This window comes from Streptomyces sp. Tu 3180, assembly GCF_009852415.1.
Taxonomy (GTDB): Bacteria; Actinomycetota; Actinomycetes; order Streptomycetales; family Streptomycetaceae; genus Streptomyces.
In genome coordinates, this window is the sequence record NZ_WOXS01000002.1 from 3,812,977 (window position 1) to 3,829,494 (window position 16,518).

Below are 16,518 nucleotides of genomic sequence, written 5' to 3' on the forward strand. Positions count from 1 at the left end.
GGGTGCGGGTCAGCCGACGGTCGCCGCGAGGCCCGCCATGCCCAGGAACGGCAGCGCGGAGCGCCCGTGCGTCCCCAGCGAGCCCAGCACCGCGAGGACGCCCGCGGAGCCGGTCGCCAGGTCGGTGGACAGCCGCAGGGAGTGCTCGCCGAGGAAGGCCAGCGTCCCGTCGTGCGGTACGGCGTGCCAGCCCAGGCCCGCGAGCTGGGCGTACAGCGTGCGGCGGGCCCGCTCGCTGCCGTCGTGGGTGTGCAGCAGGGCGGCCATGGCGCCCGCACGGCCCGTGAAGAGGCCGATGCCCGGGTGGTAGTCCGTGGTCAGGTCGGTGCACATGTCCTCGTACACGGCCCGCAGTTCGGGGTCCTCGCGGTGCCGCAGCAGCTCGTGCAGGACGATGACCTGGCCGGCGCTGCCGCACGCGATGTGCGGTCCGCGCCAGGGGGCCTGCTCCAGCACCTCGGGCCCGCCGGGCAGGCGTCCCGACGCGACGAGGTCGTGGCGCAGGATCCGCGCGGCGGTGTCCACCAGTTCCTCGGCGCCGCCACCGGCGGTCTGCGCGTACACGCGCAGCAGGAACAGGGCCTGGCCGGCGCCGCCGTGGAGGAGGCCGGGCAGGTGCCGCTTGTCCCGCCGGTCCTGCTGCGTGTCCTGCGCGGAGGGCTGCGCGCCGCTTCCCTCCGCCGGTATGTCCCCCGCGCCGAGGCCGATGCGTTCGGCGAGGGAGACGGCCAGGACCCGTGCCTCCTCGGTGCGGCCGAGGTCCAGCAGCGCCAGACCGAGACCGGCGGTGCCGGAGTTGAGGCTGTCGCCGGCCTCGTCCCGGGGCAGGGCCACGGCCCGGTCCAGGAGTTCGGTCGCCTCGGCGGTGCGCCCGAGGGCGTGCAGGACGCAGGCGATGCCGGACAGCCCGTCGTACAGTCCCGGGCGGGGCTGGTCCACGGTGCGGGCGGCGTCGACCAGCCAGTCGACGTGCTCCTCGGGGACGTCCGCGCCGGCTCCGTGCAGCGCCCACAGCACACCGGCCGCGCCGTGCGCGACGGACAGGCCGCCGCCGGGGTGCGAGAACTGCTCGATGTCGCCGGGGAAGAGGCGGTCGTCCCGCTCGGGGGTGGCCGTCGCGAGGATGCCGTCGGCGACCCGCCCGGCGAGCGCGGCCAGTTCGCCGGGGGCGACGAACCCGTCCGGGCCGGGCGCGGGAGGGTTCCACAGCGGCCGGGCCGGCTCCGTGTCGCCGGGGGCACCCAGGGACAGCTCCGCGCGGACGCGGTCGGCGTAGTCGTCGGGGACGGGGAAGCGTTCGCGGACGAGCTCGATGAGCTGCTCGGCCTTGCCGGGGTCCCACGGCATGAGGGTGGTCAGCGGCAGGAAGACGCTGAGCCGCAGGCAGCCCAGGGCGTAGCGGTCCACGTCGGTGCCGGTGGTGCCGGCGGGGGCGCAGTAACCGGGGGCTCCCATGGCCTGGCCGCTGTGGCCCTCGGCGGGCCGGGTGGTCTCCAGGTCGATGAAGGCGACGGTGCCGTCGGGGCGGATCAGCACGTTGTTGGGGTGCAGGTCGCCGAAGACGAGGCCGCGCTCGTGCATGGTCGCGACGGCGGCCTCGATCCGGTCGAGGACGTCGAGCGCCCACGCCGTGTAGGCGGCGGGGTCGAGGGTCTCGCTGCGGTCGGTGGCCGAGTGGACGACCGGGTTGAGCCGGACCATCTCGCCGCCGAGCTGCTTGCCGTCGACGTACTCGCGGGTGAGGAACCAGTGCTGGCTGCCCTTGCGGTAGTCGAGCACCTTGGGGAAGGCGTCGAGCCCCTCCAGGGCGACCATCGCGTCGTGCTCCCGCTGGAGGCGGGTGACGGCGTCGGCGCCCGACTGGTCCAGGCCGGCGTGCGGACGGCCCTCCTTGACCAGGACCTCCCGGCCGTCGCGGGTGTCGGTCGCCTTGTAGACGCCGCCGCCGTTGGAGAAGTGGAGCGCCTGCGTGATCCTGAAGGGGAAGTCGCCGAGGCCGCCGCCCCGGGCCCGGTCGGCCAGTGCCTCGCGGACGACCCCGGGCAGTTCGACCCAGGCCGGCGGCTTGAAGGACGGGCCGCGCACGTCCGGCACCAGGCGCCCCTCGGGGTCCTCGATGCAGTGCACCGTCTCGCCGTTCGGCTGGCGGGAGAGCCGGGCGGCGAACCCGCCGTACCGGACGTACAGCGGGCCGGACCGCCAGCGCAGGTCGCTGAGGATGTACGGGCCGTCCCGGCCCTCCAGCAGCGCGCCGAGCTCGTGCAGGACGGTGGCGAGGTGCTCGTCGTCCCGCGGGTACATGGTGATGAACTTGCCGCTGCTGCCGCGGTCCCCGTACTTGCTGTTGCGCAGCATCAGCATGGTGGGGCTGGTCAGGAACTTGAACATCATCGGGTTCGCGAAGCAGTAGTCGCGGACGATGTCGAGCACCTCGTCGGCCGACTCCAGGGTCGCCGAGACGTGGATCTTCCAGCCCTGGAGCGGGATGTCCGGCTGTGGCGGCCCGATGCACGTCCATTCGCTGATCTGGGTGCGGGTCCAGCCCTCGGGGAGCGCGGCGCCGACGAGCGGGTACTCCTCGCCGCCGACCGGGCCGGCGGTGGGCTTGTCGAAGTAGACGGTTCCGGGCGGGCAGTAGGCGATGTGACGCAGGCTCATGGGTGGTCTCTCCAGGCTCTCCGGTGGGTGGGACGGGGGGTACGGGCCGCGGCGGGCCCGCCCTACGGCAAGAGGGGGCTGAGGTAGGTGACGGCGAGCCACTTCCCCAGCGGGTGCGTTCCGGCGTCGACCTCGGCGACCCCCGACCGCTCCGCGGGCACGTCGTCCACGGTGAGCGGGTAGCCGCGCACCGGCAGCAGGTCGGACCCGCCGGACACGGGGATCAGGGCGGACAGCGGCGCCGTCCGCGGCACCGACGTCACCGACTCCAGCCGGCCGGTGGCCAGCAGGGGGCGGGACAGCAGGCCGTTGCGGCGCAGTTCGACGCGGGCGCCCTCGGTCAGCAGCCGTCCTCCGCCGCTGCCCTCCTGCACGACGAGGCTGACCGTGCCGTCGTCGGCGACGGTGTAGCCGGCGGAGTAGGTCGCGGGGACCTTGATCCCGACGGCGGCGCCGGCGGTCAGGGCGGCCGCGGCGAGGCCGACGGCGAGGATGCGCGCCGGGTGCGCGCCGGACCGGCGGGCGGTGACGGCGAGCTTGCAGGAGCCCTTGCCGAGCCGCCACAGCAGGTAGCCGATGCCGAGCGCGAAGAGGGCCGCGCCGGTGAACCCGAGCCGCTGGAGCATGCCGGACCAGAGGGTCAGCGCGGTGCCGACGAGGTAGAGGGGGAACAGCAGGCACGCCAGCCCGTAGGGCACGGCCCACGGCTTGTCGGGCAGTTCGCGGCGGTAGTGGCCCCCGAAGGTGACCTTGGACAGGGCGGCCAGCGCGTCCGTCATGGCCTTCTCGCGCAGGTGCGAGATGTCGAGGTGGCTCATCAGGGCGATGTAGCCGTCGAGCTTGACCAGCGGCAGCAGGTTGACGGCGCAGGTGAGGTACGTGGTGAGGGCCATCACCAGCAGCGGGCCCCGCCAGCCGCCGTCCGCGGGCACGAACAGCGCGGCGATCGCGGCGGCCCCGGCGGCGACGGCCTGGACGAACACCCCGGCGAGGGCGATCTGCACGCGCTGTCGGGGCCGGCCGAGCCGCCAGCCGTCGGAGACGTCGCAGAAGAACGCCGGCGACATGTAGAAGAGCATGAAGCCCATGCGGGTGGGCCGGCCGCCGTGGTGCGTGAGGACCGCCCCGTGGGCGAACTCGTGGACGGCGGTCGTGACGACGACGCCGAGGATCACCGCCAGGTAGGCCGTGAGGTGCATGGGCCGGGACACCGCGTCCCCGAGCCGGGGCGAGCACACGGCGAGGGCCAGCAGGCCGCCGAGGGCGATCGCGGTCGCCGTGACGGAGACGGAGCGGTGGAGCAGCAGCCGGGTCAGCGGGGCCGTCCGGCGTAGCAGCCGGTCCGGCTTGAGGAGCGTGAACTGCACGGTCAGCGGCGGCACCAGCTTGACCCGGCGGACCTTGCGCGGCGGGGTGCCGTCGTCGAGCAGCTTCTTGTCGGCCAGGGACCGGACCGCGGTGCCGATGTCGTCGGCGGTCCACGGGGTGCCCATCGTGGCGGCGAGTTCGCGGTGGTCGCGGGTGCCGTCGAGGGCGCGGATCAGCCGGCCGAGGTCGGCACCGACCCTGAAGTGCTGGGTCTCGCCCCGCTGGACGACCCAGGGGGCGTCCGGTTCGGCGGGCTCGTGGACGGCGACGTGGGAGGCGGTCCGGGGGTGCTCCAGGTCGGGGGCGGCGGGGGCCTCGGGTGTCTTCGGGCGGATGAGGGTGAGCGTGGGCATGGGGTCGGCACCTCGGGCTTCAGACGATGTCGCGGGTCGCCAGCAGACGACGCGCGGCGAACCAGGCGGCGGTGAGCCATCCGGCGATGGCGGCGAAGGCCCAGGGGACCGGCAGCAGGTCCGGCTTGACGTCCCGGTAGACGGAGCTCATCGCGATGGTCAGCAGGTACTTGGCCGCATCCGGGGCGAGCGCCTGGACGCCCGGGTCGACGACGAGGGTGAGGGTGATCAGCAGGGCGACGGCGGAGACCTGGTTGCGGACGATCCAGCCGAGCAGCGCCCCCCAGGGAGCGGCCAGCACGGAGCAGGCGAACACGCCCGCCAGGATCAGCCAGGTCTCGCGGGTGAAGACGGCGCTGTCGCCGTAGGGGGCGCCGGCGAAGGCGCAGGCGAGGGTGCCGAGTCCGGCGGCCAGCAGGCCGAAGACCGCCCCGGCGGCGGTGGCGACCGCGACCTTGGCGGTGAGCAGCCGGCTGCGGGATCCGGCCAGGAGGACGGAGCGTCCGACGGTGCCGGTCCCGTACTCGCGGGTGACGAGGATCGCGCCGGACAGCGAGGAGAAGAGGAACATCATCATCCACGAGCGGGCGATGTCGTTCGTGACGTCGGCGGCGGATCCGCCGGCCGTGACGGCCCTGTGGCCCTCGGAGGCGAAGCCGAAGGTGGACAGCAGGCACAGGAACGTGCCGGCCAGCATGAGGATCCACCAGGTCCGGCCGGTGACGGCCTTGCGGAGTTCCCCGTGGACGAGGTTACGCATGGGTGAGGGTCCTCTCGGGCGTGTCGACCAGGTGGAAGAAGCGGTCCTCCAGGCGGTGCACGCCGCCGTCGGTCAGGTCGGCGAGGGTGCCGGCGTAGCGGAGGGAGCGCTGCACGACGACGACGTCGTCGACGGTCTGCTCGACCTCGGCGAGCTGGTGGCTGGAGACGAGGACCGTGCGGCCCTCGGCGGCGAGTTCCCGCAGGGTGTCGCGCAGCCAGCGGATGCCGTCGGGGTCGAGGCCGTTGGCGGGTTCGTCGAGGACGAGGACCTCGGGGTCGGCGAGCAGGGCGGTGGCGAGGGCCAGCCGCTGCTTCATGCCGGTGGAGCAGCCGGACACGGGCCGGTCCTCGGAGCCGGCGAGTCCGGTGAGGCCGATGACCTCGTCGGTGCGGCGCCGGTCGAGGCCCAGGCAGGCGGCCCAGGTGAGGAGTTCCCCGCGGACCGTGGAGCCGGTGACGGGGCCGAGGGCGTCCATGGCGACGCCGACCCGGTGGGCGGCCCGCGGCAGTTCGCCGTACGGGCGGCCGAGCACGGTGGCGTGGCCGGCGGTGGGCCGGGCCAGGCCGAGCAGCATGCGGATGGTGGTGGTCTTCCCGGCGCCGTTGCGGCCGAGGAGTCCGGTGACGCGGCCCGCGTGGATGTCGACGGTGAGGTCGTCGACGGCGGTGACGTCCTTGAACTTCTTGGTGAGTCCGGTGAGGGAGATCGCCGGGGTGGTGCTCATCACGGCTCCTTGCGGTGGGAGTGCCGAGTGGTGGTGCCGGGGCCGGGCCCCGGCCGGGAGTCCGTCCCGGCCGGGGGCCCTGGCTCACTCGGCGGCTGCGGTGATCCGCCGCGGGGCGGGTGCGGCGTCAGGTGATGACGACCGCGGCGGAGACGAGGGCCGAGACGCCGGCCCCGGCGGAGATCCCGCCGATGGTGCCCCAGCCCGGCGCTTCGAGGGCTTCCAGCTCCTGGAGGCCCAGCTCCAGGTCCTGCTCCTCGACGGCGGCGGTGGCGGTGCGGTCGTCGGTCTTCTTGTCGCTCATGTCGTTGCGTCCTTTCCCGTGCGAGTCCGGGTGTCCCGGGGTCGGTGCCGCCCGGTGGCCGGCTCAGGTGGCGACGATCGCGGCGGAGGCGATGGCCGCGCCGCTGACCGCGGTGCCGGCGGAGAAACCGGTCCAGAAGCCGGGCGCCTCCAGCGCCTCCAGCTCCTGCAGCCCCAGCTCCAGGCCGTCCTGCGGGTTCGAGGCGACGGCCTCGGCGGTCTTGTCGGTGTGCTGCTCGCTCATCGCGAACTCCTTCGGGTGTGGGTGGTGCGGTGGGTGGGGGTGGCGGGTGGCCGCTCAGGTGATGACGGCCGTGGCCGAGACGGCGGCCGAGACGCTCGCCGCGGCGGAGAAGCCGGTCCAGAAGCCGGGCGCCTCCAGCGCCTCCAGCTCCTGCAGCCCCAGCTCCAGGCCGTCCTGCGGGTTCGAGGCGGCGATCTCGGCGGCCTTGTCTTCGGGCTGCTCGCTCATCGCGAACTCCCTTGGGAGGAAGGAGGGGTGAGGGGCGGGATCAGGTGACGATCGTGGCCGAGACGACGGCGGCCGAGGCGGCGGCGGAGACGCCCGCGGAGAAGCCGCCGATGGTGACCCAGCCCGGCGCCTCCATCGTCTCCAGCTCCTGCAGCCCCAGCTCCAGGTCCTGCTCCTCGACGGCGGCGGTCACGGACTGCTCGTTGATCTCGGACATGAATGACTCCTCTGTGGTGTGAAAATCGGGTCGGTGCGGATCGGGGTACGGCGGCCGGCTCAGGTGGCGACGATCGCGGCGGAGGCGATGGCCGCGCCGCTGACCGCGGTGCCGGCGGAGAAACCGGTCCAGAAGCCGGGCGCCTCCAGCGCCTCCAGCTCCTGCAGCCCCAGCTCCAGGCCGTCCTGCGGGTTCGAGGCGGCGATCTCGGCGGTCTTGTCGGTGTGCTGCTCGCTCATCGCGAACTCCCTTGGGAGGAAGGAGGGGTGAGGGGCGGGATCAGGTGACGATCGTGGCCGAGACGACGGCGGCCGAGGCGGCGGCGGAGACGCCCGCGGAGAAGCCGCCGATGGTGACCCAGCCCGGCGCCTCCATCGTCTCCAGCTCCTGCAGCCCCAGCTCCAGGTCCTGCTCCTCGACGGCGGCGGTCACGGACTGCTCGTTGATCTCGGACATGAATGACTCCTCTGTGGTGTGAAAATCGGGTCGGTGCGGATCGGGGTACGGCGGCCGGCTCAGGTGGCGACGATCGCGGCGGAGGCGATGGCCGCGCCGCTGACCGCGGTGCCGGCGGAGAAACCGGTCCAGAAGCCGGGCGCCTCCAGCGCCTCCAGCTCCTGCAGCCCCAGCTCCAGGCCGTCCTGCGGGTTCGAGGCGACGGCCTCGGCGGTCTTGTCGGTGTGCTGCTCGCTCATCGCGAACTCCCTTGGGTGTGGGTGGGTCGGTGGTGCGGTGGGTCCGGGCCGGCGAGGGTGCCGGGGCCGGTCCGCGCCGTCATGCGGCGCGGAGGACAGGGGTGGTGCGGGGGGCGGCGACGGCCTTGCGGAGCAGCGCCTCGACGTCGGCGGTGAGGAGGCCGCCGAGCATCGGCAGGCCGGCTCCCCAGGCCCGGGTGGTCTGCCGGGCCACGGCCGCCAGTCGCTCCGGCGGGGCCGTGACGTGCCGGTCGATCCCCCAGCCGTCCATCAGACCGACGATGCCGCGGGCGGGGTCGCCGGACAGCGGCTGCGGGGTGCCGCGGCGGACGCGGTCCCAGACACGGCGCAGCCGGGCCGCCGAGCCGTACCGTTCGTCGCCGTCCAGGACGGCTCGCCACAGGTGCGGCAGGAGGGCGGCGACCGCCGTCATCTTGCGCACGCCGAGGGCCGTGGACAGCTCGTTGGCGATGATCCAGCCCTCCGTCGTGAAGGGGGTGCGGCCGAGCCGCATCCACGTGGCGTGGGTCAGTCCGCTGAGCCGGGCGATGTCGAGCCGCAGCCGCGCGTCGGCCGGCCGGCCCCGGTCGCGCAGTTCGCCGGCCCGGTGGCCCAGGCCCGCGAGCTGCTCGGCGGCCGCCTCGCAGAAGGCGTCCTCGACGGGCAGGTCCTTGTGGTCGCCCGCGTAGGGGGTGATCGTGCGGAACAGCGCCTCCAGCACGCCTTCCTGGAGCAGGTCGGCGGGCAGGGTCTCGGTGGCCGCGGCGTCCAGCAGGGCCGCGTCGGGGGTGAGCGCCTCCGCGGAGACCAGGCGCTTGCCCTGCCGGTGCGGCATGCACGCCACCCTGCTGATCTCGGATCCGGGCCCGACGGTGGTCGGCACGGCCAGCAGGGGGCGGACGCGCCGGACCCGCGGGCCGAGGGCGAGGAGCCCGCAGCGGGACGTGTCGCGCAGGGCCCGTGCCGCCTCGGGGCTGTCCTGTGCGGTCAGGGCGAGCTTGGCGCGGTCCACGCAGGTCCCGCCGCCGACGGCGACGACCAGGTCGGAGCGTGCGGTGCGCGCCGCGAGGGCGAGGATCTCCTCGGCGTCGCCGGGGCCGTCGGGGGCCAGGCGGCTGACGAGGTGTCCGGCGCGTTCCAGTTCGCGTTCCACCAGGCCGGTGATCCGGGCCCCGGTGAGGGCGGGGTCGACGAGGAGGGAGGTGCGGCCGGCCGGCGCGTACGACAGCCAGTCGGCGAGGCCGTCGGCGCCGAGGAGCAGGCGGGTCGGCCCGGACCAGGGCAGGTTCACGGCCGTGCCCCCGCGAGGCCGGGGGTGCGTCCGTGCGCCTCGACGTCGGCGGCGTGGGCCTCGATGCCGGTGCGCACGCGCCGTACGAGCTCGGCCAGGTCCTCGTCCCCGCAGGTGAGCGGGGGCAGCAGCTGCACGCCGTTCAGGCCGGGATGGACGATGGCGCCCGCCTCGCGGATCCGGGCGACCAGGTCCATGACCTGGTTCTGCGGCAGGGGGTCGCCGGACGGGGTGACGACGCGGATCGAGCGGAAGAGCCCGATGCCGGTGGTGGCGCCGATGAGGGCGTGGCCGGCGACGAGGGCGGCGAGTTCGTCGTCGAGGCGTTCGGCGAGCCGCCGTCCGCGGGCGACGGCGTCCAGGCGGCGCATCTCGTCGATGGTGGCCAGGATCGCGGCGCAGGTGGCGGGGGTGCCGGCCTGGGTCTCACCGTGGGTGAGCATGGCGTCGGCCTCTTCGAAGGCGTCGGCGACACCGCGGGAGACGATCACCGCGGAGGCGGCGCAGGTGCCGTTGGTGAGGCCCTTGGAGGTGACGAGGAGGTCCGGCCGGGCGGTCCAGCGCTGCGAGGCGAACATGTCGCCGGTGCGGCCGAATCCGGTGGCGACCTCGTCGGCGACCAGCAGGAAGCCGTGCTCGTCGCGCAGCCGCAGCAGGGTGTCGACGTAGGCGTCCTCCAGCGGAACGGCTCCGCTGCCGAGGACCGGTTCGACGACGACGGCGGCGACCTGGGAGCCGTGGCGTTCCATCAGTTCGGTGACGCCCGCGGGGTCGTTGGGGTGGACGTGCCGGACGTACCGGCCGTCGACCCCGTAGAGGCGCTGTCCGAGGTTCTCCCCGGTGAGGGAGAACGAGCCGTAGGTGAGTCCGTGGTAGCTGCCGCGCAGGCCGACGACGATCTTGCGGGTGTCGTCGCCGCGCAGGGCGTGGTAGTGGCGGGCGGTCTTCATCACCAGGTCGTTGGCGGAGCCGCCGGAGGTGGAGAAGATCACCCGGCCGTAGTGGTCGGCGCCGGCGAGTTCGACGAGGGCGTCGGCGGCCCGGCGGGCCCAGGTGTGCTCGTAGCGGAAGATGCTCAGGTAGGAGGCCTCGTGGAGGGCCTCGGCGATGGCGTCGGCGATGACGGTGTTGCCGTGGCCGAGGTTGGCGTTCCACAGTCCGCTGTCGCCGTCGAGGAGTTCGCGCCCGTCGCTGAAGCGGATGCGCATGCCCTCGGCGGAGACGGCGCACAGGTCGTCGCGGCCGTGCTGGGAGGGCGGGACCAGGCTGGTCCACAGGGCCTGGTAGCTCATCGGCGCACCTCGGCCTCGATCAGGACGTCGTGGTGACGGCCGGTTCCCTGCCCGATGGGGCTGGTGGCGACGACGGTGAAGCCGGCCGCCTCGAGTTCGGCGACGACCCGCCGGGCGGGCAGGACGCCGATGGTGGTGGTGGCGACGGTGACGGGGCCGTCGGCCGGCACGGGGTGCGGGAGCACGGTGACGGTGCGGGTGGCCGCGCCGGGGCTCCACTGCTCGTACATCAGGTAGCCGCGGCCGCGGGCGCCGGTGACGGGGATCTCGGACTCGCCGGTGCCGTCCTCGGCGGCGTCGACGTCGACGGTGGTGAGCAGGAAGCGGCCGCCGGGGGCGAGGTGGTCGCGGACGCACCGGTAGAGGCCGGGGCGGTCCTCGTCGGGGAGGAGGGAGATGGTGGTGGTGCCGAGCAGCACGACCCCGTAGCGGCGGCCGAGCCGGAAGTCGCTCATGTCGGCCTCGACGCTGTCGCAGCGCCGCCGCACCTCGTCGGGGGCGCCGGCGAGGCCGGCCCGCAGCAGGGCGAGCATGTCGGGGGACAGTTCCAGCGCGGTGACCTCGTGGCCGGCGGCCAGCAGCGGGAAGGTGAGCCGGCCGGAGCCCGCGGCGAGGTCGAGGACGGGGCCGTCGGCGCCGCGTACGGCGGCGAGGATCTCGGGGACCTCCTGCGTGGTCCTGCCGCAGATGTCGTGGTAGATCCGGCTGCCGTGGGCGTCGTACAGGTCGCAGAGCCGGGCGCGGTCGCCGAGGGCGTCGACGGCGGCGCCGGCGCGGCCGGTGAGGGGGGTGCCCGCACGGGCGGGGCTGAGCAGCGTACTCATCGGGCGAGCTCCTCGAAGCGGTGGGGAACGGTCCGGCCGGTCGGGGCGGGTGCGGGGGCGGGGGTCAGGGGGATGCCGGTCGCGCCGAACCAGGCGTCGACGGCCGCGACGGTGCCGGGGTCGGCGTGCCGGGCCGCCCGGTCCGCGCCGCCGGTGGCCAGCAGCGCCTCGGCGGCGCGGGCGGCGTCGGTGGACAGCGCGACGGCGCGGCCGGTGCGCGGGTCGTGGACCAGGGCCCGGTCGTCGCTCCGCAGCAGGACCGGGAGCGTCGGGTCCGTGGAGTCGGCCGTGGCGTCCTCGCCCAGCGCGGGGTTCAGACGTCCGCCGAATCCGGAGACGCGGACCCGGTCCAGCCCACGGGCGCGGGCGGCGCGCACCGCGTCCACGGCCGCCAGGTACCGGCCCAGCCAGGGTCGTCGTGCGACCTCGGCGTGGGGGGCGCGGCCGGCCCGCCAGGCCCGGTCCAGTTCCCCGGGCGTGGAGCCGAGGTCACCGAGCGGAGCGCCGCCCGGGGTGGTGGAGACCGTGCCGTCGGAGGTGACGTGCAGCCGCAGGAGCGGGCCGTCGCCGTCGGGCGTCGCGCCCAGCGCGCAGTGATCCGCGAGCCGGACGACGGGGTGGGTCGGGAGGGCGGCGAAGTCGCCCTCGCCGCGGGCCTGGTCGGCGTCCGCCAGGTAGGCCTCCAGGCCGGCGTCGCCGTCGGTCCGGAGCAGGGTGGGGCCGAGCGGCGGGCGGTGGCCGGGCCGCTCGTAGGGCCGGGTGTGGAGGTAGAAGTCGGGGTGCAGTCCGGCCTCGCCGTTCCCGTCGCCGGTGAGGTCGCCCTCGTAGGTGACGACGGTGACGCCGTCGTGGTCGGTGGTGATGCCGGGTTCCGTGTGCGGCACGAGGACGGTGGTGCCGGCCGCGGTGAGCGCGGAGGCGAGCAGGCGGGGCAGGGTGGCGGCGTCGGCGAGGACGACGGTGGCGGGTGCGCCGTGCGGTCGGGGCCGGCCGGGCCATGGGCGTCCGGTGCCCCATTCGATCGCCGCCACGGCAATGAATGGCATGGACATGACTACCTCGGGAGTGTGAGCGGCCGTCGAGGGCCGTACGGGGGAAGGGGGGCCGGGGGAAACCGGTGCGGTGACGGGCCGTCAGGCGAGGCCGAGCGAGGCGAGCAGCGTCCTCAGCTCCTGCGACGCGGCCTGCGGGCCGTGCAGCGAGGCCACACCGGTCACGTTGAGGACGACCTCGTCCACACCGGCCCCGGTGTAGGCGGCGAGCTTCTCCTTCAGCTCGTCGGCGGTGCCGTACAGGAACGCGTCGCCCTTCACGAGCGCCAGGGCCTGCGCGGTCTCGTCCCCGTCGGCGAAGGCGCCGTCGGGCAGGGCCACACCGCCGCGGCGCAGCATGTCCCGGTAGTGCGGAAGTCGCAGGTGCGCCCCGTTGGAGGCGAGCGCGAGGCGGGCCGGGTCGCGGTCGTCGCCGGCCAGGGCGAGCGGCACGATGGCCGTGACCCTCGGCGCCGCCCGTCCCGCCCGCCGCGCCCCCGCGGCCAGCGCGGGCACGACGTGCCGGGCGAGATAGCGGGCCGGTGTGAGCCAGGTGATCGCCACGTCGGCCCGTTCACCGGCCACCTCGGCCATCTTCGGCCGCAGCACCCCGAGTCCCAGGTCGATCCGGGGCCCGGGCAGCGGCGCGATCCTGCCCGCCTGGTGCCAGAACTCCCCGTCCACGACCTCGGGCGTGCCGGTGAGGGCCGCCCGTACGGCGGTCAGGTACTCCCGGGCCGCGGTGAGCGGACTGCGGTACGGCTCACCGCGCATCGCCCGCTGCACGTCCCGGGACCCCGGGCCGAACCCCGCGACCACCGACTCGCCGGTCATCAGCGACAGGGACTTGGCCTGCAGCGCCGCCTCGTAGGGGTGCCGCATCGGCATCAGGGTCACGCCCAGTCCGGTCGGCACCCGGAAGCCCGCCCCCGCCGCGTGGGCGAAGCCCTGGTGGGGCTCGGTGATCATGCCCTGGCCCTGCCAGAGGCGGTGGGCGCCGGTCCACCGGACGAGGCCGGCGAAGGGCAGCATCTGCTCGGGTCTGCGGGGCACGAACGGGACGAGGACCGAGTAGTCCGTCATGGCGAAGGTCTCCTGGTGGGTTCTGCGGGCGGGGGCGCGCCGTGGTCAGTGGCGCGGCCCCCGTGCGGGCCGGCGTCCGGTGGCCCCGCCCGGCGTGCGGGCCGGGGCCGGTGTCAGCGGCTCAGTCCCACTCGTGGACCTGCTTGATCGCCTTCAGCACCTCCGCCGCGCGCTCCGCCGCGTGGTCCGCGGCGCGCTCCGCGACACCGCAGAGCGTGCCGCCGAGCGGCAGGCCCGCGGGGCACTCCGGCCGCGGCGCGGAGACGGACGCGGACTGCGCGGCCGCCTGCGGTGCCGTCTGTGCGGCCTGGGCCGTACCCGCGCCGCCGAGGACCACGACGGCGCCGGCGAGCAGCGCCGCGACGGTGAGACGGCGGGCGCCACGGGTCCGGGCTGCCTCGTTCGAAGTGGTGGCCGCGCTGTTCATGCTGTTTCCCCCTGGAGGTGCGAAGTGCGGTTTCGTTCTCCCCTTGCGAGATCAACTCTGCCTGCTGACGAGGGCTCGATCGACGCGGATTCCATGCAGCTTCCTGCGCAGCGCGGTGCCGCTTGCTGCGCACTCCGGAGGGGGCCGGTATGGCGCTACTTGATCAAAGAAGGTACTTCTTATGCCTGATCAGGCAGGGGGAACGGCGATGAGGGGAAAGCCATGGCGCAGCCGGATCTGCAGTTTCTCGGGGTCGCCCCGCGGGACGAGGAGCTGTACCGGTTCCTGTTGCGCACGGGCGGGGCGGAGCCCGACGAACTGAACGGTCCGGCCGGCCACGAGGACGGCTCCGCGGGAACGGCGCGGGACACGGAGGCGGCCTGCCGCCGTCTCACCGGGCTGGGCCTCGCGGTCGAGAGCATGAACGGCGTCCTGCGCCCCGTTCCGCCCGCCAAGGCCGTGGAGCGGCTGGTGGAACTCCGGGTCAAGCAGCTCCAGGACGAACTGGAGGAGACGGTCGGCCGCACCGGCATCGTCGATTCCCTGCTGGCCGAGCGCGAGTCGGGGGCGCAGCGGGGTGCGGCCCTGGCGGAACGGGGCGGCGCGCCCATCCGGCACCTGGAGGGTCTGGAGGAGGTGCGGGCGGCCATCGACGAGCTGACGTTCTTCACCCGCACCGAGAGCCTGACGACCTATCCGCGCGGCACGCTGTCCCCGCAGGGCATCGCCAACTCCCGCGCGATGGACCTGCGGATCCTGCGCCGCGGGGTGCGGATGCGGACCCTCATGGGGTCCGGGGCGCTGGACGACCCCACGACCCTGGCGTACCTGCGCGAACTGGTCGCGAAGGGGGCCGAGATACGCATCTCCCACCAGCCCCTGGAACGCATGATCATCTGCGACCGGGCCGCCGCGCTCACCCCGATCGACCCGGCCCACACCGCGAAGGGCGCGATCCTCACCCGGGAACCGGGCCTGGTGGCCGCCCTGGTGTCCCTCTTCGAACGGATGTGGGACACCGCCCAGGAGCTCCCGGTGGGCGAAGACGGCACCGACGCGGAGGACGGCCTCCCGACGGAGATCGAACGGAAGATCCTCAAGTCCCTGTACACGGCCGACAAGGACGAGAGCGGCGCCCGTGACCTGGGCATCTCCGTCCGTACGTACCGCAAGCACGTCGCCGTGCTCATGCAGCGCCTGGACGCCACGAACCGCTTCCAGGCCGCGCTGCTGGCCCGGGAGCGCGGCTGGCTCTGAGGCGCGGACGGGGGCCGGGGACACACGGTCGTGTCCCCGGCCCCCGGCGTGCCGCGTGTTCGGTTCAGCCGCCGCTCTTCTGCCGTCGCACCGCCGCCCCCACGTAGCCGGCGCAGACGAGGACGGCGATCCCCAGGCCGACGGCGGCCGCGGTCCGCGCGCCGCCGTCGAAGACGGTCGTCGCCACGCCCAGGCAGACGGCCAGCAGGGCGGCTACCAGCGCGGGCGTCGTACCCTGCCGGTTCTCGGAGTCGGACATGGGCATAAGGGATCTCCCGTAAGAATCGCCGGAGTCAGTGCTTCCCCTCACCGTCCCACTTCCGCCCGGCCGCCCCCCGCCGTTCCGGGTGCAGCTTCGTGCACCCCGCGGCGCATCATGCTGCAGCGCTCCGCCCCGCGGTGCCCGGCGTCCGTCAGGAGTGGCCCAGCTCCGCCGACGACTCGTCCTCCGTCACCGGGACCGAGCCGGAGTCGGCGGCCGGGCGCAGGGGGAACGGGTCGACGCGGGTCTCGTCGATCACCGGCGGGGCCGGCTGCGGCGGCTTGGGCATGACCGCGGCCTCGGAGTGGCCGCCGCAGCCGTACGCCAGGGAGACCACGCGGCCGTCGGCCGGGGAGAACTCGTTGGCGCACACGCCGAAGGCCTGGCCGAGCGAGCCGCCGATGGGGACCAGGAAGCCGCAGGACATGCAGGACGCGGGGGCCGCCTGGGCCATGGGGGTCTTGGCGCCGAACGCCTCGTCCCAGCGGTCGGCGGCGCTGTGCAGGCCGTACCGGGACAGGACCCGGGCGCGGCGCATGCCGAGTTCCTCGGCGACGGCGGCGATGGAGCCGCGCGAGGGGGCGGTGGGCAGGTGGGCCGGGGTGCCCTTGGTGACCTCGGCGTCCTCGGCCTCCATCAGCTCGGCCATCTCCCCGGAGACGGCGGAGTTCGGCGGCGGCTCCTGCTCGCCGGACCAGCCGGGCTCCAGGCGCAGGTCCTCGGCGTCGGTGGGGAGGAGGTCGCCGGGGCCCATGTCGCCGGGGCGCAGCCGCTCGCTCCACGGCACCCACTCCGGGGCGAGCACGGCGTCGGGGCCGGGCAGCAGGACCGCCTCGTCGACGGTGACGATCTTGGCGCGGGAGGCGCGGGCGACGGTGACGGCCCAGCGCCAGCCGCGGTAGCCGAGCTCGCGGCATCCGAAGAAGTGCGTGACGACGCGGTCGCCCTCGGAGACCAGCCCTTCGTGTTCTCCGACCACCCCGGGCGCGGCGGCCTCCTCGGCTGCGGCGCGGGCGAGGTCGACGGCCTCGGCGCACAGACGGTCGGGGGTGCGGCTTCGCGTTGTCGCTGCGCTCACAGGTATCGCTTCTCTCCTACGCCGTCTCACGAGTGCGCCACTCCCAGCGCGGGGGCGGACGGAGCGGACCGGAGGACCGCGTCGACGTCCGCGCCGAATCGTGCTCGGGCGCGCCTCCATCCATTGTGCGGGATGGCTGAGATACGCACGCTACCTGTTCGCGTGCGCTGGGCCTACACCGACGGTTGTTCCGGAACCCCGCGCGCCGGTCTTCCGGGCCCCCGCGGGCCGGTCCGGAGCCGTCCTCGGGGCGGTCCGGGCCTGTCCACGGGAGCGGCCCGAGCCCGTCCGCGGGCCGAATCGGACTTGTCCGCGATCCGGTCCGCACTCGTCCGCGATCCGGCCCGCACCCTCCGCGGGCCGGCCCGAACCCGTCCGCGGGCCGACTCGAACCCGTTCCCGAGCCGGTCCGGACCCGTT

Annotated in this window: 20 protein-coding genes; 1 reads left to right on the forward strand and 19 read right to left on the reverse strand. The window is 74.7% G+C overall.

Annotated elements, in window-relative coordinates; translation table 11 throughout:
• Positions 1 to 9 precede the first annotated feature (9 nt).
• The 17 genes from lanKC to GL259_RS17995 form a co-directional block, all read right to left on the reverse strand.
• The gene (lanKC, locus tag GL259_RS17935) at positions 10 to 2,658 is read right to left on the reverse strand and encodes a class III lanthionine synthetase LanKC (RefSeq protein WP_159534025.1); all 2,649 of its coding nucleotides are present in this window, start codon (positions 2,656 to 2,658) and stop codon (positions 10 to 12) included.
• Between the two features lie 62 nt (positions 2,659 to 2,720).
• Positions 2,721 to 4,379: a daptide biosynthesis intramembrane metalloprotease gene (mpaP, locus tag GL259_RS17940; protein ID WP_159534027.1), complete on the reverse strand. Its 1,659-nt coding sequence runs from the start codon at positions 4,377 to 4,379 to the stop codon at positions 2,721 to 2,723.
• Positions 4,380 to 4,398: 19 nt separating this feature from the next.
• On the reverse strand, positions 4,399 to 5,139 hold the full coding sequence (locus GL259_RS17945; protein ID WP_159534029.1) for an ABC transporter permease: 741 nt from the start codon (positions 5,137 to 5,139) through the stop codon (positions 4,399 to 4,401).
• Positions 5,132 to 5,866, reverse strand: a complete 735-nt coding sequence (locus GL259_RS17950; protein ID WP_159534031.1) for an ATP-binding cassette domain-containing protein — start codon at positions 5,864 to 5,866, stop codon at positions 5,132 to 5,134. The genes GL259_RS17945 and GL259_RS17950 overlap by 8 nt, the downstream gene beginning before the upstream one ends.
• A gap of 127 nt (positions 5,867 to 5,993) precedes the next feature.
• Complete coding sequence (locus tag GL259_RS37680; protein WP_166461516.1) at positions 5,994 to 6,170, reverse strand: daptide-type RiPP; 177 nt, start codon at positions 6,168 to 6,170, stop codon at positions 5,994 to 5,996.
• A 63-nt stretch (positions 6,171 to 6,233) separates the two neighbouring features.
• Positions 6,234 to 6,413 (reverse strand): daptide-type RiPP, encoded by a 180-nt coding sequence (locus GL259_RS17955; protein WP_159534033.1) that lies wholly within the window; start codon positions 6,411 to 6,413, stop codon positions 6,234 to 6,236.
• A gap of 54 nt (positions 6,414 to 6,467) precedes the next feature.
• Entirely contained in the window at positions 6,468 to 6,641 is a 174-nt protein-coding gene (locus GL259_RS37685; protein ID WP_166461517.1) for a daptide-type RiPP, read from the reverse strand.
• 40 nt (positions 6,642 to 6,681) lie between these two features.
• Positions 6,682 to 6,858, reverse strand: a complete 177-nt coding sequence (locus GL259_RS37690) for a daptide-type RiPP (RefSeq protein ID WP_166461518.1) — start codon at positions 6,856 to 6,858, stop codon at positions 6,682 to 6,684.
• Between the two features lie 59 nt (positions 6,859 to 6,917).
• The gene (locus tag GL259_RS17960) at positions 6,918 to 7,097 is read right to left on the reverse strand and encodes a daptide-type RiPP (RefSeq protein ID WP_159534035.1); all 180 of its coding nucleotides are present in this window, start codon (positions 7,095 to 7,097) and stop codon (positions 6,918 to 6,920) included.
• Between the two features lie 40 nt (positions 7,098 to 7,137).
• On the reverse strand, positions 7,138 to 7,314 hold the full coding sequence (locus tag GL259_RS37695; protein ID WP_166461518.1) for a daptide-type RiPP: 177 nt from the start codon (positions 7,312 to 7,314) through the stop codon (positions 7,138 to 7,140).
• A 59-nt stretch (positions 7,315 to 7,373) separates the two neighbouring features.
• Positions 7,374 to 7,553 (reverse strand): daptide-type RiPP, encoded by a 180-nt coding sequence (locus GL259_RS17965; RefSeq protein ID WP_159534033.1) that lies wholly within the window; start codon positions 7,551 to 7,553, stop codon positions 7,374 to 7,376.
• 79 nt (positions 7,554 to 7,632) lie between these two features.
• A complete protein-coding gene (gene mpaC / locus GL259_RS17970; protein ID WP_159534037.1) occupies positions 7,633 to 8,844 on the reverse strand; it encodes a daptide-type RiPP biosynthesis dehydogenase in 1,212 nt (403 codons plus the stop codon).
• Positions 8,841 to 10,136 carry a daptide-type RiPP biosynthesis aminotransferase gene (gene mpaD / locus GL259_RS17975; protein WP_159534039.1) on the reverse strand — a complete coding sequence of 432 codons (1,296 nt, stop codon included), beginning with the start codon at positions 10,134 to 10,136 and terminating at the stop codon, positions 8,841 to 8,843. The genes mpaC and mpaD overlap by 4 nt, the downstream gene beginning before the upstream one ends.
• Positions 10,133 to 10,960, reverse strand: a complete 828-nt coding sequence (gene mpaM, locus GL259_RS17980) for a daptide-type RiPP biosynthesis methyltransferase (protein ID WP_159534041.1) — start codon at positions 10,958 to 10,960, stop codon at positions 10,133 to 10,135. The genes mpaD and mpaM overlap by 4 nt, the downstream gene beginning before the upstream one ends.
• The gene (gene mpaB, locus GL259_RS17985; RefSeq protein WP_159534043.1) at positions 10,957 to 12,006 is read right to left on the reverse strand and encodes a daptide biosynthesis RiPP recognition protein; all 1,050 of its coding nucleotides are present in this window, start codon (positions 12,004 to 12,006) and stop codon (positions 10,957 to 10,959) included. Before mpaB ends, mpaM begins: the two co-directional genes overlap by 4 nt.
• A gap of 87 nt (positions 12,007 to 12,093) precedes the next feature.
• On the reverse strand, positions 12,094 to 13,074 hold the full coding sequence (locus tag GL259_RS17990) for an LLM class flavin-dependent oxidoreductase (RefSeq protein WP_159534045.1): 981 nt from the start codon (positions 13,072 to 13,074) through the stop codon (positions 12,094 to 12,096).
• A 121-nt stretch (positions 13,075 to 13,195) separates the two neighbouring features.
• On the reverse strand, positions 13,196 to 13,501 hold the full coding sequence (locus GL259_RS17995) for a hypothetical protein (protein ID WP_159534047.1): 306 nt from the start codon (positions 13,499 to 13,501) through the stop codon (positions 13,196 to 13,198).
• Positions 13,502 to 13,723: 222 nt separating this feature from the next.
• Here GL259_RS17995 and GL259_RS18000 point away from each other — a divergent pair, with 222 nt between their 5' ends.
• Positions 13,724 to 14,758, forward strand: coding sequence for a helix-turn-helix transcriptional regulator (locus GL259_RS18000; protein ID WP_159534049.1), 1,035 nt, complete (start codon positions 13,724 to 13,726; stop codon positions 14,756 to 14,758).
• Between the two features lie 64 nt (positions 14,759 to 14,822).
• Here GL259_RS18000 and GL259_RS18005 read toward each other — a convergent pair whose 3' ends face one another.
• Positions 14,823 to 15,017: a hypothetical protein gene (locus tag GL259_RS18005; protein ID WP_159534051.1), complete on the reverse strand. Its 195-nt coding sequence runs from the start codon at positions 15,015 to 15,017 to the stop codon at positions 14,823 to 14,825.
• Positions 15,018 to 15,171: 154 nt separating this feature from the next.
• Positions 15,172 to 16,098: a DUF3027 domain-containing protein gene (locus tag GL259_RS18010; RefSeq protein WP_159534053.1), complete on the reverse strand. Its 927-nt coding sequence runs from the start codon at positions 16,096 to 16,098 to the stop codon at positions 15,172 to 15,174.
• Positions 16,099 to 16,518 lie beyond the last annotated feature (420 nt).

Bases quoted from the DNA above. Each gene is read 5' to 3' on its own strand.
- mpaP (WP_159534027.1), bottom strand. From the start codon at position 4,379: ATGCCCACGCTCACCCTCATCCGCCCGAAGACACCCGAGGCCCCCGCC.
- GL259_RS37685 (WP_166461517.1), bottom strand. From the start codon at position 6,641: ATGAGCGAGCAGCCCGAAGACAAGGCCGCCGAGATCGCCGCCTCGAAC.
- GL259_RS17995 (WP_159534047.1), bottom strand. From the start codon at position 13,501: ATGAACAGCGCGGCCACCACTTCGAACGAGGCAGCCCGGACCCGTGGC.
- GL259_RS17965 (WP_159534033.1), bottom strand. From the start codon at position 7,553: ATGAGCGAGCAGCACACCGACAAGACCGCCGAGGCCGTCGCCTCGAAC.
- GL259_RS17950 (WP_159534031.1), bottom strand. From the start codon at position 5,866: ATGAGCACCACCCCGGCGATCTCCCTCACCGGACTCACCAAGAAGTTC.
- GL259_RS17945 (WP_159534029.1), bottom strand. From the start codon at position 5,139: ATGCGTAACCTCGTCCACGGGGAACTCCGCAAGGCCGTCACCGGCCGG.
- mpaM (WP_159534041.1), bottom strand. From the start codon at position 10,960: ATGAGTACGCTGCTCAGCCCCGCCCGTGCGGGCACCCCCCTCACCGGC.
- GL259_RS37695 (WP_166461518.1), bottom strand. From the start codon at position 7,314: ATGTCCGAGATCAACGAGCAGTCCGTGACCGCCGCCGTCGAGGAGCAG.
- GL259_RS17960 (WP_159534035.1), bottom strand. From the start codon at position 7,097: ATGAGCGAGCAGCACACCGACAAGACCGCCGAGATCGCCGCCTCGAAC.
- mpaB (WP_159534043.1), bottom strand. From the start codon at position 12,006: ATGCCATTCATTGCCGTGGCGGCGATCGAATGGGGCACCGGACGCCCA.
- GL259_RS37690 (WP_166461518.1), bottom strand. From the start codon at position 6,858: ATGTCCGAGATCAACGAGCAGTCCGTGACCGCCGCCGTCGAGGAGCAG.
- GL259_RS37680 (WP_166461516.1), bottom strand. From the start codon at position 6,170: ATGAGCGACAAGAAGACCGACGACCGCACCGCCACCGCCGCCGTCGAG.
- lanKC (WP_159534025.1), bottom strand. From the start codon at position 2,658: ATGAGCCTGCGTCACATCGCCTACTGCCCGCCCGGAACCGTCTACTTC.
- GL259_RS17990 (WP_159534045.1), bottom strand. From the start codon at position 13,074: ATGACGGACTACTCGGTCCTCGTCCCGTTCGTGCCCCGCAGACCCGAG.
- GL259_RS18000 (WP_159534049.1), top strand. From the start codon at position 13,724: ATGGCGCAGCCGGATCTGCAGTTTCTCGGGGTCGCCCCGCGGGACGAG.
- GL259_RS17955 (WP_159534033.1), bottom strand. From the start codon at position 6,413: ATGAGCGAGCAGCACACCGACAAGACCGCCGAGGCCGTCGCCTCGAAC.
- mpaD (WP_159534039.1), bottom strand. From the start codon at position 10,136: ATGAGCTACCAGGCCCTGTGGACCAGCCTGGTCCCGCCCTCCCAGCAC.
- GL259_RS18005 (WP_159534051.1), bottom strand. From the start codon at position 15,017: ATGTCCGACTCCGAGAACCGGCAGGGTACGACGCCCGCGCTGGTAGCC.